13 protein-coding genes are annotated in these 13,281 nt (G+C 75.6%); 8 read left to right on the top strand and 5 right to left on the bottom strand.

Annotation, left to right across the window (positions count from 1 at the left end):
• Positions 1-2: 2 nt before the first annotated feature.
• Entirely contained in the window at positions 3-635 is a 633-nt protein-coding gene (locus HNP84_RS14590) for a TetR/AcrR family transcriptional regulator (protein ID WP_185050196.1), read from the bottom strand.
• An 87-nt stretch (positions 636-722) separates the two neighbouring features.
• Here HNP84_RS14590 and HNP84_RS14595 point away from each other — a divergent pair, with 87 nt between their 5' ends.
• A complete protein-coding gene (locus HNP84_RS14595) occupies positions 723-1,364 on the top strand; it encodes an NAD(P)-dependent oxidoreductase (protein ID WP_185050197.1) in 642 nt (213 codons plus the stop codon).
• A gap of 7 nt (positions 1,365-1,371) precedes the next feature.
• On the opposite strand, the gene HNP84_RS14600 is transcribed toward HNP84_RS14595, so the two are convergent.
• Positions 1,372-2,283 (bottom strand): cyclase family protein, encoded by a 912-nt coding sequence (locus HNP84_RS14600; protein WP_185050198.1) that lies wholly within the window; start codon positions 2,281-2,283, stop codon positions 1,372-1,374.
• Between the two features lie 34 nt (positions 2,284-2,317).
• Here HNP84_RS14600 and HNP84_RS14605 point away from each other — a divergent pair, with 34 nt between their 5' ends.
• Positions 2,318-3,529: a serine hydrolase domain-containing protein gene (locus HNP84_RS14605; protein WP_185050199.1), complete on the top strand. Its 1,212-nt coding sequence runs from the start codon at positions 2,318-2,320 to the stop codon at positions 3,527-3,529.
• Between the two features lie 17 nt (positions 3,530-3,546).
• Here the strand turns inward: HNP84_RS14605 and HNP84_RS14610 are convergent, their stop codons facing one another.
• Together HNP84_RS14610 and HNP84_RS14615 are read right to left on the bottom strand one after the other, a co-directional pair.
• A complete protein-coding gene (locus tag HNP84_RS14610) occupies positions 3,547-4,281 on the bottom strand; it encodes an SDR family NAD(P)-dependent oxidoreductase (RefSeq protein WP_185050295.1) in 735 nt (244 codons plus the stop codon).
• Between the two features lie 73 nt (positions 4,282-4,354).
• Entirely contained in the window at positions 4,355-4,972 is a 618-nt protein-coding gene (locus HNP84_RS14615; protein WP_312924792.1) for a cysteine hydrolase family protein, read from the bottom strand.
• A gap of 173 nt (positions 4,973-5,145) precedes the next feature.
• Between HNP84_RS14615 and HNP84_RS14620 the strand changes: the two genes are divergently transcribed.
• The 6 genes from HNP84_RS14620 (at position 5,146) to HNP84_RS14645 (ending at position 12,424) form a co-directional block, all read left to right on the top strand.
• Positions 5,146-7,176, top strand: a complete 2,031-nt coding sequence (locus HNP84_RS14620) for a protein kinase domain-containing protein (RefSeq protein ID WP_185050200.1) — start codon at positions 5,146-5,148, stop codon at positions 7,174-7,176.
• A gap of 103 nt (positions 7,177-7,279) precedes the next feature.
• Positions 7,280-7,657, top strand: coding sequence for a Zn-ribbon domain-containing OB-fold protein (locus tag HNP84_RS14625; RefSeq protein ID WP_185050201.1), 378 nt, complete (start codon positions 7,280-7,282; stop codon positions 7,655-7,657).
• Positions 7,658-7,683: 26 nt separating this feature from the next.
• Complete coding sequence (locus HNP84_RS14630; RefSeq protein ID WP_312924794.1) at positions 7,684-8,007, top strand: VOC family protein; 324 nt, start codon at positions 7,684-7,686, stop codon at positions 8,005-8,007.
• A gap of 14 nt (positions 8,008-8,021) precedes the next feature.
• Positions 8,022-9,590: a class I adenylate-forming enzyme family protein gene (locus HNP84_RS14635; RefSeq protein ID WP_312924796.1), complete on the top strand. Its 1,569-nt coding sequence runs from the start codon at positions 8,022-8,024 to the stop codon at positions 9,588-9,590.
• Entirely contained in the window at positions 9,587-11,665 is a 2,079-nt protein-coding gene (locus HNP84_RS14640; RefSeq protein WP_185050202.1) for an acetate--CoA ligase family protein, read from the top strand. The genes HNP84_RS14635 and HNP84_RS14640 overlap by 4 nt, the downstream gene beginning before the upstream one ends.
• 9 nt (positions 11,666-11,674) lie before the next feature.
• Positions 11,675-12,424, top strand: coding sequence for a glucose 1-dehydrogenase (locus HNP84_RS14645; protein ID WP_185050203.1), 750 nt, complete (start codon positions 11,675-11,677; stop codon positions 12,422-12,424).
• 20 nt (positions 12,425-12,444) lie between these two features.
• Here the strand turns inward: HNP84_RS14645 and HNP84_RS54960 are convergent, their stop codons facing one another.
• Positions 12,445-13,107 (bottom strand): PaaI family thioesterase, encoded by a 663-nt coding sequence (locus HNP84_RS54960; protein WP_185050204.1) that lies wholly within the window; start codon positions 13,105-13,107, stop codon positions 12,445-12,447.
• Positions 13,108-13,281: the final 174 nt, after the last annotated feature.

Raw genomic sequence — 13,281 nt, forward strand, 5'->3', positions numbered from 1 at the left:
GTTCACCCCATGCCGTTCAGCAGGATGCGGGCGGTGTGGGCGGCGAAGTCGTCCAGTGACTGCTGCAGCACGTCATCGCCCATGAACTGCTGCAGGAACGCCCGCTGGAAGCAGGCCCCGAGCAGCAGGGACGCGCCCGCGTCGGCGTCGGCGCCGGCGCGCAGCCGGCCCGCGGCCTGCTCGGCGCGAAGGTAGGCGGCGAGGGTCTCCAGCGGGATCTGCGGGCCGAGGTCCATCGCCCGCATGGCCTCGCGGTGCCGCCGCAGCAGCTCGGGCTCGGCGAACAGCGAGCAGCCGATCGGCATGACGGTCTGGTAGAAGGCCGTCGCCTGCCGGGCGATCTCGGCCAGCGCCTGCTCGATCGGCCGGGCGGCCGGGTCGCGCGTCAGCTCGGCGAGCAGCGCGACCGGGTTGGGCAGCCGCTCCTTCAGCATCGCCACGAACAGGTCTTCCTTGCCGGTGAAGTGCTTGTAGAGCGCGGCCTCCGAGCAGCCCGCGGCACGGGCGATCTCCTTGGTGGTGACCCGGGCCAGCCCGAGTGTGCGCATCAGGCGCTCGGCGGCGTCGAGGATGCGCTCCCGGGTGGAGGCGCCGCCGCGCTGGACGGGCGTGAAGACGGGGCGGGATTCGGGCATGGGACTGATTCTCCTTCCGCGGGAGGGATCCATCGAGCGTAATATGTCAGTGAATACTCACCCACCACGGGCACCAGGGAGCTGATCATGAACCTCACGGTCTTCGGCGCGACCGGCGGCACAGGCGGGCACATCGTGCGGCAGGCGCTCGACGCGGGGCACAAGGTGACCGCGGTGGTCCGCGACCCGGCCCGGCTGGCGGTCCCGGCCCATCCGGCGCTGGAGGTGTTCACCGCCCCGTCGGTGACCGACCCGGCGGCGATCGGGCCCGCGCTCAAGGGCGCCGAGGCGGTCCTGTCCGGGATCGGCCCCTCCAGCCGCAAGGCCCCGCCGACCGCCGCCCCCGCCACCCGGGCGATCCTGGGCGCGATGGCCGACGCCGGCGTACGCCGGATCGTGGTGGTCAGCGCGACCCCGGTCGGCCCGACCCCGCCGGGCGAGGGCCTGTTCTACCGGCTGGTCCTGGGCCCGGTCATCAAGTCGGTGCTCAAGAACGTCTACGCCGACCTCGCCGTGATGGAGGAGGAGCTGCGGCGCAGCACGGCCGAATGGACGGTGGTGCGCCCGCCGCGGCTGACCGACAAGCCGCTGACCGGGAAGTTCCGCCGGGTCGTGGGCGGCAACGTGCCGAAGGGGCACTTCATCTCCCGGGCCGACCTCGCCTGCGCCATGCTCGGCGCGCTGGACGACCCGGCCACGATCCGGCGGCCGGTGGGCGTGGGCTACTGACGGGCCGTCACAGGATCGCCAGCGGGTTGATCGGGCTGCCGGTCCCGCCCTCGATCCTCAGCGGGGCGGCGACGAAGACGAACTCGCTCCGCCCGGCCGCGGCCAGCTCCTCCAGCCAGAGCATCTCGGCCAGGTGGATGCCGTGCCGCCACAGCAGGATCAGGTGCAGGTCGTCCTCGGCGTCCTCGTCGGCGAGCTGGCCGGCGTTCAGCCCGCCGACGGCGGCGTTGTCGGCGGCCACCATCGCCACGTCGCGCCCGGCCAGCCAGCGGCCCGCCCCGGCCGACAGGCCCGGCTGCCCGGACCAGTACTCCTCCCGCGACCGCTCCCACACCAGCGGCCAGCCGGTGCGGATCACCGCCACGTCCCCGGGGCGCACCTCCGGCGCGATCTCCTCCAGCAGCTCCGGCCCGATCCGGAAGCCGGCAGGCAGGTGGTCCAGGCCGAGGTGGCGGGGCACGTCGAACAGCACGCCGCGGGCCACGACGCCGCCGGCGCGCTCGATGCCGCAGCGGGCCGCGCCGTAGGAGCGCACCCGCGCGGCCGGGTGGCCGTTGTACAGCTCGTCCCCGGCCCACATGTGGCACAGCGCGTCCATGTGGGTGGTCGTGCCGTGGGGGGTGACGATCAGCGCGTCGTCGGCGACCCGCAGCCCGGCGCCGATCGCGCGGGCCCCGGCCGCGTAGTCGGCGCCGTCCACGGACATGAAGTGCTGCGGCAGCGGGCGTCCGCGCAGGTGCGGCACGCTGTGCGGCGCGGCCGAGGAGGTGGCGCCACGGATGGGCATGGCCAGGCTGAGCACCCGGCCGGTGGTCGCCGCGGCCAGCGCGCGCAGCACGACCTCGGGGGTCAGCAGGTTGAGCGTGCCCCGCTGATCGTCTGGGCCGAACCGGCCCCAGTTGTTAGGCTCGGCAGCCAAGCAAGCGCTCCCTTTCATGGGTGGAGGTTCCGGCATGACCCCGGTCCAGGGCCACTGCGATCCCCGGTTCGCCGGGGTGCGGGCGGTGTTCGAGCGGCACTTCGCCGACGGTGAGGAACTGGGCGCCGCGGTCGCGGTCTTCCACGAGGGACGGGCGGTGGTGGACCTGTGGGGCGGCGTGGCCGACCGGCACACCGGGCGCCCGTGGGAGGCCGGCACGCCGGCGCTGGCGTACTCCTGCACCAAGGCGGTCACCGCCACGGCCCTGCTGCTGCTCGCCGAGCGCGGCCAAGTGGACGTACGCGCGCCGGTCGCCGACTGCTGGCCGGAGTTCGCCGCCCGCGGCAAGGGCGGGATCACGGTGGAGCACCTGCTCACCCACCAGGCCGGGCTGCCGGTCCTGGAGGAGAGCGTTCCGGCCGAGGAGTTCGAGGACCAGCCCGCCATCGCGGCCAGGCTCGCGGCACAGGCGCCGCTGTGGGAGCCCGGCACCGCGCACGGCTACCACGCGGTGACCTACGGGTTCCTGGTCGGGGAGGTCATCCGCCGGGTGTCGGGCAAGAGCGCCGGGGAGATCGTCGCCGCGGACATCGCCGGGCCGCTCGGCCTGGAGCTGTGGCTCGGCGCCCCGCCGGAGGTGGCCGGGCGCGCCGCCCGGCTGAGCGCCGGCGACCGGGTACCGCCGGCGGCTGCGCCTTCGGGAACGCAGGCGCAGCCGCCGGTGTCCGAGGCTGCCCCGGAGACCCCGGCGTCCCCGGGGCAGGAGGTCGCCCGCGCCATGGCCGATCCCGGCAGCCTGTTGAACCGGGCGCTCGCCAGTCCGCCCGTCCAGAGGCTCAAGGGCGGCGCGAACAACCCCGTCATGCTGCGGGCCGGCTGGCCCGCGCTCGGCATGGTGGCCACGGCACGCGGCCTGGCCGCCTTCTACCGCGAGCTGATCGCGGGCCGGGTCCTGCGGCCCGCCACCCTGCGCGACGCCACCCGCCGCCGGGTCTCCGGCCCCGACCGGGTGCTGCTGTTCGACAGCTCCTTCGGCCTGGGCTACATGCGGCCCGCCACGACCTTCCTCACCCCGCGGCCGGGCGCGGCGACCGCCTTCGGCCACACCGGGTACGGCGGCTCGCTCGGCCTGGGCGACCCCGAGCACGGCCTGGCCATGGCCTACATCCCCAACCGGCTGTCGAACGCGGTGGCGGGCAACCTCCGCGCCTACCATCTGGCCGAGGCCGCCTACGCGGCGCTGTGACCCCGCGGGCGATCCGCTCATGCCATCGTGATCCCGCCGCTGACCGACAGGATCTGGCCGGTGATGTACGCGGCGCGGTCGGTGCACAGGTAGGCGACCAGGCCGGCCACGTCGGCAGGGGTGCCCAGCCTGCGCAGCGGGATGCCCTTGGCGATCCTGGCCACCAGGCCCGGCTCGGCGGACTCGATCCGGCGCAGCATCGGGGTGTCGGTCGGGCCGGGGCACACGACGTTGCTGGTCACGTTGTGCCGGGCGGCCTCCCTGGCCAGGGTCTTGGCCAGGCCGAACAGGCCGGCCTTGGTGGCGGCGTACGCGCCCTCGCCGCCCGAGCCCGCCCGCGCGCCGTCGGAGGAGACGAACACCAGGCGGCCCCAGCCGCGCTCGGCCATGCCGGGCAGCAGCAGCCGGGTGAGCAGCATGGGGCCGCGCAGGTTGACCCGCCACATCAGTTCCCAGTCATCGGGGTCGCCGCGGGTGAACGGGGCCAGGATCGATACGCCCGCGTTGTGCACGGCGATGTCCACCGGGCCGGCCCGCGCGCAGAACTCCTCGATCGAGGCGGGCTCGGCCAGATCGACGGTCAGCGGCTCGCCGCCCAGCGCCGCCGCCACCTTCTCCGCGCCCCGCTCGTCCACGTCGGCCACGATCACCCGGGCGCCGAGCGCGGCCAGGTCGGCGCAGACGGCGGCGCCGATGGCCCCGGCTCCCCCGGTCACCACGGCCGTGCGCCCGGACAGCCCCAGCCCGGCCATCCCAGCCCGGTTCACCTCCACGCCGCCACCACCTCGGCCGCGGTCACGCCCCCTGCCATCCGGCCCCCTCCCCTCATCCCTTCCACACCGCCACCACCTCGGCCGCGGTCGCGCGGGCGGTCAGCAGCGGGATCGTGTGGTCGAGCACGGCATGGCCGTACTCCTCCGGCACCCCGGCCACGGCGTCGGTCACCACCACCGCGCGGTAGCCGAGGTTGACCGCCTCCAGCACCAGGCCGGGGACGCCCAGGTTGAGCGAGACGCCGGCGGCCACGACGGTGCGGACGCCGAGCGAGCGCAGCGTCATGTCCAGCGAGGTGCCGGTGAACGGCGAGAAGCCGTGGTGGCGCCGCGACTCCAGGTCGCCGGCCGCGCTCAGCCCGGGTATCACCTCCACGGCCGGGGTGCCCTCCAGCATGTGCCCGGGGTCTCGCAGCAGCACGGTCAGGAACGGGGAGCCGCCGACGTGCGTCCCGGCCCGGTCGGCGCGGAAGGCCGCCGTGCAGTGCACCACCGGCACCCCGGCGGCGCGCGCCGCCTCCAGCAGGACGGCGGCGTGCCCGGCGACGTTTCGCCGTGCGCACACCTCGCGCAGCTCGGGAAAGCGCGCCAGGTCGCCCACCACCCCCCGCTGCATCTCCATCACCAGCACCGCGCTCTCACCCGCCGCCACCAGCTCACGCAGCTCCACACCCGGACCTTATCCTGCCGAGCGCTTGCTTGGTATAGCCCGTTATCGCCGGCCCGGAATGGGTCTCACCTTTACGCCATATTTGGGCGACGGTTAGCGAAATATCGTGTTTCGTGACAACCGGTTCCCCGGGTGAGACCGTCGATGAGTTGACGGCACTCCATGGGGGCGGGATGGTTCCGGGATACCACGAAGTTCGTCAGCTCGGCACGGGAAGCGCGGGACGCGTGGTGCTGGCGACCTACGCGGCCACGGGCGCGTACGTCGCGATCCGCTATCTGCGGCCGCTGCTGTGGGCCGACCCGGAGTTCCTGGCGCGCTTCCGCGACGAGGCCCGCCACCTCGTGGAGCTGGAGAACCCCCATGTCGTGCGGTTGCACGAGTACGTCGAGACGCCCACGAGCGCCGCGCTGGTCGTGGAGCTGGTGGACGGGGTGTCGCTGCGGGCGATCCTGGACGAGCGGGGCAAGACCAGCGTCGAGGCGGCGCTCGCCCTGCTGAAGGGCTCGCTGCTCGGGCTGGCCGCCGCGCACGACGTGGGCATCGCGCACCGGGCGTACAAGCCGGAGAACGTGCTGGTCCAGGCCGACGGCGGCACCAAGATCGCCGACTTCGGGCTCGCGCTGCCCGGGGGGCCGCCGCCGTACGCGCTGCCCGAGGGCGTGCGGCTCAGCGACACCGCCGCCGACCTGTACGCCGCGACCTGCGTGTTCGTCGAGTGCGTCACCGGCAGCCCGCCGCGCGAGGGCGATGTGACCGGCAGCGTGCCCAGCTCGGTGCGCGGCCTGGTGGCCACCGGGCTCGGCCTGTGGACCAGGGAGACCGGCAGGCACGGGGCCGAGCGCGGGCGCGAGGTGGACGCCCGGGGCTTCGTCGCCATGGTGGACGAGGCGGCGCGGGCGGCGTACGGGAACGACTGGGAAAAGCGCGGCCGGCGCCACCTCGCCGAGCTGGCCACCCCGCTGGCGCTGCGCTTCCCCCTGGCCAACACCACGCCCCCGGGCGGCCGGACCACGGCCATGGCCGCGGCCCGCGAGCGCGCGGGGCGGGGCAGGCGCGCCGCACGCGCGGCCCTCGGGCGGATCGGCCGCAGGAGCAGGCGCCTGCGCGGCGCCCGGTACGCGCCCAAGCCCCGGTTCGCGGTGATCGCGACCCTGGCCGCGCTCGCGGTCGCCGCGGTCGTCCTCAACACCGACCGCGGCGACGACGGCCGTCCGGACACCTTCCTGGCCACGCCACCCCGCGAGCCGCGCGGCTCCGCCGAGGGCGAGCGCACCACCCCCCAGGACCGGCCGGGCAGACCCTCGCGCGGCGCCGTCACGCCCACCAGCGCCGGCACCCGCCCGACCCCGACCGTCTCGGCCACCGGCACCGCGGCCACCACGGCGCCCGCGGCGGGGCAGGGGGTGAGCGGCCCCAAGATCTCCTCCTTCGACGGCGGGCGCGGCACGCTCACCCTGCACGCCCCGGCCGCGGCGACGGTCACCGTGACGGCGACGTTCGCCGAGGGCCCCAGCCCGGACCGCCTGGTCGCCACAGCACCGCAGACGTTCACGCTGACCGGCGCGACCCGGTACTCCCGGGTACTGACCCACGCGTTCAACGCCCCGGCGTGCGGCACCCGCGTCTACCGGCGTCTGACCGTGACCACGGTCCCCGGCGGCACCGTGACCAGCACCACGCAGGTGCGGGGGGTGCCGTGCTCGGCCCCGTCGGTGAGCGAGCTGCGGGTGCTGTCCTGGAACGGGTCCTCCGGGTCCATCCGGGTACGGGCGTCCGGCCGGGGCCCCGTCCGCCTGACCGTCACCTACACCCGGCGCGATGACGACGGCCCCGCCAGGACGCTGGACATCGAGACCCGCGAGCTGCGCGGGCGCACGACGTACACGGTGAAGGTCTCCCGCGAGGCCGCGCGGCCCGCCTGCGGCCACCGGGCGCACCTCGGCATCCTGGTCAGCACCAGCCTGACCGCGGCCAACGGGCCCCAGGTCAGCGAGGCGGTCGTGGAGGGGCCGTCCTGCCCGGCCCCGGCGCCGTCGGCGGAGCAGACGCACACCGCGCAGACCCCGCCCGTGACGGCGCCGGACTCGCAGTCCGAGACACAGCCGGACGCACAGCCGGAATCGATGCCGGACACCGCGGAGCCTCCCGCCGACACGTCCGGGGACCCCGAGACCTTCGCCGAGCGCGCGGCCTCCCGCTGAGAGCGCGCCCGCCACGCGGGCCCCGTGCCCCATGCTCCGGGCCCTCGCCCGCCGTTCCCCGGGCCCTTGCCCGCTAACCAAGCGTGCGCTAGCTTGGCGAGGGATGGGCGACGATGACCTGAGCGGCCCCTACCTGGCCGCCTGCGCGCGCGGTGAGCTGGTGGTGCAACGCTGCGCCGGATGCGGGCGCCGGGTCCATCCGCCCGAGCCGGAGTGCCCGTGGTGCGGCGGCGGCGAGCTGCCCTTCGCGCCGGTCTCGGGGGCCGGGCAGGTGCACACGTTCACGGTGGTGCACCGCTCGTTCGCGCCCGAGTTCCGCGGGCGGGAGCCGTACGTGCTGGCCTGGATCGACCTGCCCGAGGGCGTGCGCGCGTTCGGCCGGGTGACCGGGTGCCCGCCGGAGCGGGTCCGGATCGGGATGCCGGTCCGCGTGACCTTCGAGGACGACCTGCCCGACCTGCCGCAGTGGAGGCCGTTGTGACCGATGGGGCCGGGAGGCTGGGGAACGTGCTCGTTCCCGTCGCCGACATGGAGGGGGCGGTGGCCTTCTACTCCGGGGCGCTCGGGCTGGCGGTGCGATTCCGCGACGGCGACCGGTTCGCCGCCCTGGACGGCGGCGGCGTCACGGTCGCGCTGGTGACGCGGGAGGAGCAGGTCGCGGGGGCGGTGACCGCGCCGTCGTACAAGGTGGGGGACGTCGCCGCGACGCTGGACGCGCTCACTGCGGCCGGCGCGGAGGTGGTGCGGGCGCCGGAGACCGGCCCGCACGAGGTCCGGGCCGTGCTGCGCGACCCCTCGGGGAACGTGTTCGTGCTCTACTCGCCCGTCTGACCCTGGAGGTTCCGGTGCCATCCCCCTACGGCAACTACGCCTACGCGATCCTCACCTCCAACGCCCTGCGCACGCCCGACGCCGTGGCGCTGACCTACTGCGGCGAGCGCGGCTTCACCTACGACGGGCTGAACCGGGCGGTGAACCGCCGGGTGCACGCGCTGCGCGAGGCGGGCGTCGGGCCGGGCACGCGGGTGGCGGCGCTGCTGAACGAGACGCTGCACGTCGCCGAGATGTACCTCGCCCAGGCCAAGCTGGGGGCGGTGACCGCGGCGCTGAACCCGTACTGGCCGGTGGAGACGCTGCGGGCGGTGGTCGAGCGCTCGGGGTGCGCCGCCTTCGTGTACGACTCCACCGTGGAGGACGCGGTCGCCCGCATCCGCCCCGGGCTGCCCGGCGTGACGACGTGGATCAAGGTGGGCGGGCCCGGCGCGGACGCCGTCGATCTCGACGCGCTCACCGCCGCCGCGAGCGAGGAGGAGCCCGAGCCCGGCGCCTTCGGCGACGACCCGCTCGCGCTGTACTACACCTCCGGCACCACCGGCCTGCCCAAGGCCGTCGTGCACACCCACGCCGGCGCGCTGGCGACCGCGCAGATCTGGCTGGACGTGCCGCGCGGCCCCGGCAGCGTGCTCGGCACCGGGGCGATCATCTGGGGCATCGGCTTCCCCGCCCTGGTCGGCCCGGCCCTGTACGCCGGCATGCGGCTGGTCCTGGAGCAGGACTGGGGCCCGGCCAACTTCCTGCGGGTCGTCCCGCGCGAGCGGGTCACCCACGTCTCGCAGATCCCGTCCTTCTACGCGGCGCTGCTCGGCTCCGACGACCACGTGGGCGTGGACCTGTCCTCGCTGCGGGTGATCATGCTGGGCGGCGAGCCGCTGCCGGGCGCGCTGCTGGCCCGGATGAAGGAGCGCCTGCCCGACGCCGGCGTCTACTGCTACTACGGGCAGACCGAGGCGCCGTACACCTGCTTCGGCCGCGTGGACGACGGCAGCACCCCGCTCGGCTCCTCCGGCGTGGCCCGCACCTCCTGCGCGGTGCGGATCACCGACCCGGCCGGCCGCCGCGTCGTGGGCCGGGCCGGCGAGATCAACCTCGCCGGGCCGCACCGGATGGCCGGCTACGACGGGCTGCCCGAGCGCACCGCCGAGGTGCTGCGCGACGGCTGGTACGTCGGCGGCGACCTGGGCATGCTGGACGAGCACGGCAACCTGACCGTGCTCGGCCGCCGCGAGGACGCGATCCTGAAGTCCGGCGCCTGGTCCCAGCCCGCGGCCGTGGAGGAGGCGGCCATGGCGCTGGACGGCGTGGCGGAGGCGGGCGCGGTGGGCGTGCCCGCGCACGAGGAGGGGCGCGAGGCGGCCGAGCAGCGCATCCTGCTCGCGGTCACACCGCGCGCCGGGCAGTCGCTCGACCCGGAGAAGATCGCCGCCGCCCTGGCCGAGACGCTGCCCCCGCACCAGCGCCCCGACCACGTGGTGGTCGCCGCCGAGCTGCCGCACACCCAGGACGCCAGCGGCGGCCCCGGCAAGCTGCTGCGCCGCGCGATCCGCGACGCCTACCAGCACGTCATGCCCGCATGAACGGCGGCCTGCCGGAGCTCAAGGAGCTCCTCCGGGACGCCGGCGTCCCGGTGCCGCCCGGCGCCGCCGTGCCGGACGCCGACTCGGTCGAGAAGGCCGCCTCGGGCCTGCGCCCGCCCCTGGTCGTCAAGGCGTACGGGCCGGGGCTGCTGCACAAGTCGGACGCGGGCGCCGTACGCCTCGGCCTGCCGGACGCCGCCGCGGCCGGTGCGGCGGCGCGCGAGATGGACGGGCGGCTGGCCGCCCGGGGCGTGGTCCCCGGCGGGTTCCTGGTGGAGGAGCAGGCCGCGCCGGGCGTCGAGCTGATCATGGGCCTGGTGCGCGACCCCGGCTTCGGGCCGATGGTGCTGGCCGGGCTCGGCGGCGTGTGGGCCGAGGTGCTGCGCGACACGGCGCTGCGGCTGTGCCCGATCGGCGAGGACGACGCCCGCGCCATGCTGGCCGAGCTGCGGGCCGCGCCGCTGCTGCGCGGCCACCGGGGCGCCCCGCCCGCCGACCTGGACGCCCTGGCCGCGCTGCTGGTCGCGCTCGCCGGGCCCGGCGGGCTGTGGCAGCGGCTCGACCTGGGCGAGTTCGAGCTGAACCCGGTCATCGCCACGCCGGACGGCGCGGTCGCGGTGGACGTCCGGCACGTCCCCGGCCAGACCGCCCCGCCCACCGCACCCGTTCCCGGCCGCGCGACCGACTTCCTGCGGCTGTTCGAGCCGCGCAAGGTGGCGGTGGTGGGGGCGTCGGCGGGCAGGTCCAACTTCGGCACGATGTTCCTGGAGTTCTACAAGGAGACCGGGGTGCCGCTGGTCGCGGTGCACCCCGGCGCGGCCGAGATCGCCGGGGTGCCGTGCGTGCCGTCACTGGCGGCGGCGGAGGCCGACTACGCGTTGGTCGCGGTGCCCGCCGAGCGCTGCGCCGAGGTGGTGCGCGAGGCCGCCGGCACGCCGTTCGTCCAGGTGATGAGCGGCGGCTTCGCCGAGGCCGGGCGCGCCGATCTGGAGGCCCGGCTGGCCGAGGCCGCCCGCGCCGCGGGCTCCCGGCTGCTCGGCCCCAACTGCATGGGCGTCTACTGCCCGCGCGGCCGGCAGACGTTCGTCGGCGGCGGGCTCGGCCCCGAGGGCGGCATCGCGCTGATCTCGCAGAGCGGCGGGCTGGCCGGGGAGGTCGTCAGGGTCGGCGAGCACCGGGGCCTGGCGTTCGGCCGCGTGGTCACGGTGGGCAACGCCGCCGACGTCACCCCCGCCGAGCTGCTGCGCTGGCTGGCCGGCGACCCGCACACCTCCGCCGTGGGCCTGTACCTGGAGGACCCGCGGGCCGGGCGCGCGCTGTTCGAGGCCCTGATGTCCGTACGCGGCGTGCTGCCGGCCGTCCTGCTCGCCGGCGGCCGGAGCGCGCAGGGACGCCGGGCCGCCGCCTCGCACACCGGCGGCCTGGTCAGCGACGCCCGCGTCTGGCAGGCCGTCGCCGCGCAGGCCGGGGCCGCGCTGGTCGCCTCCCAGGACGACCTGATCGGCGCGCTGCTGTTCCTGCAGTGCCACCGGGGCCGGCTGGGCGGCGGCGATCCGGACGCCGGCGTGCTGGTGATCGGGCCGAGCGGCGGGGCGAGCGTGCTCGCGGCCGACGCCTTCGACGCCGTGGGCCTGCTGCTCGCGCCGCTGCCCGCCCCGGCCGCCGAGGCCCTGCGCGAAGCGGGGCTCGGGCTCGGCGCCGGGACCTCCGCGGCCAACCCGCTGGAGGCGCCCGTGGGCCCGCGCTCCCGCCCCGACCTGGCCGCCGCCGCGATCCGCGCGATCGTGCCCCACGGGGCGTACGCGGATGTGGTGGCGCACGTCAACGCGCAGAGCTTCTTCACCTACGGGGACGGGGCCGAGCCGCTGCTGGCGTACGCGCGGCACCTGGCGGCGGCGCAGGCGGCGTTGCCTGCGACCCGGATCACGCTGGTGACCAGGAACGGCGAGTGCGCCCCGCCCGGCGTCGTGGCCGAGGTGCGGGCGATCGTGACCGGGGCGGGCGTCCCGGTGTACGGGTCCATGGAGGCCGCGGCGGCGGCCGTCGCGGCGGGCAGAGCGGCCGGACGGAGGTAGAGGCGGGCGATGGGCATTCTGGACGGCAAGGTCGCGCTGATCAGCGGGGGTGCGCGCGGGATGGGCGCCGCGCACGTGCGGCGGTTCCTGGCGGAGGGGGCGCGGGTCGTGTTCGGCGACGTGCTGGAGGAGGAGGGCAAGGCGCTGGCGGCCGAGACCGGCGCCACGTTCGTCCGGCACGACGTGCGCAGCCCCGCGGAGTGGGCCGCGGCCACCGGTGCCGCCGTGGACGCGTACGGGCGGCTGGACGTGCTGGTCAACAACGCCGGCATCCTGCGCTTCCGCCGCATCGCCGAGATGGACCTGGCGGAGTTCGAGGAGGTCGTCGGGGTCAACCTGACCGGCACCTGGCTCGGGGTCAAGTCGGTGATCGAGCCGATGAAGGCCGCGGGCGGGGGCGCGATCGTGAACATCTCCTCGGTGGAGGGGTTCATCGGCGCGGAGGGGCTGTCGGCGTACTCCGCCTCCAAGTTCGCCGTACGCGGCGTGACCAAGGCCGCCGCGCGCGAGCTGGCCAGGTTCGGCATCCGGGTCAACTCGGTGCACCCGGGCGCGATCAACACGCCCATGGTGGCCGCGCCGGAACTGGCGGCCGAGATCGACGGCGCGGCGTTCCTGCGCGCGATGCCGATCAGGCGCTTCGCCGAGCCGGTCGAGGTCTCGCACGTGGTGGCGTTCCTGGCCTCCGACCGGGCGAGCTACTGCACCGGCGGCGAGTTCACCGTGGACGGCGGGATGCTGACCGGCGCGGGCTACTGACGGCTGGAGCCCGCTCCCGCTCAGCCCGCGACAGAGGGCGCGTCGCGCATCGGGGGCCACTGGGTGGGGGTGATGAACAGGCCGGTGGCCTCGACCAGCACCGTGCCGGCCTGGTCGGCGATCCGGCCCTCGACCCAGGTCTTGCGCCCCTCCGTACGCGCGACGGCGGCGGTGGCGGCCAGCGGCTCGCCGTACGGGACGCGGCGTACGTACCGGAGGGTGAGCGTGCCGGTGAACCCGCCGCGCCCGGCCAGGGCCGCGGCGTGGCCGAGCAAATGGTCCATGATCAGCGCGCTGACCCCGCCGTGCACGCTGCCGGGCGGGCCCTCGTGGATCGGGCGGAAGGTCACGTCCGCCCGGACCCCGCCCTCTCCGGTCGACGGGTCGGGCTCGATGACGAGCGGCAGGGCGAACGGGTTGCCCGAGCCGATCACGGCGTTGCCGACGTGCCGCAGCGTACCGTCGGAGCCGATGTGGAAGGGGTGGGTGCTCTGCCTGCTGACGGCCCGCAGCCGCTCGGTCAGCACCGCCAGCTCCCCGGCGATCTCGGCCAGCTCGCCCTCGGGCGCCGCGGTGAGCGCGACGGCGTCCATGAGCTCGCGGGTCTGCCGGGTCAGCGCGGCGAGGGCCTCAAGGCGGGACTCGGCGTCCGCGTCCTCGGTGAAGGCGAGGTCGAAGGTCACGGCCACAGTTTAGTAGAACAAGTTCTACCGAACCGCATTCGGGCGCCGTGAGCTACCCCACCACAGAGTCCTACACCTCATCCTAGGTAGATCTTTTTCCTCCTTTCCCGACACCTCCGGACGAAGCATGACATCGGCTACCAGGCCCTCGTCCCGGCCCGTGACGGATCGGTC

Origin of the sequence: Thermocatellispora tengchongensis, from assembly GCF_014202315.1 — a bacterium.
Taxonomy (GTDB): Bacteria; Actinomycetota; Actinomycetes; order Streptosporangiales; family Streptosporangiaceae; genus Thermocatellispora; species Thermocatellispora tengchongensis.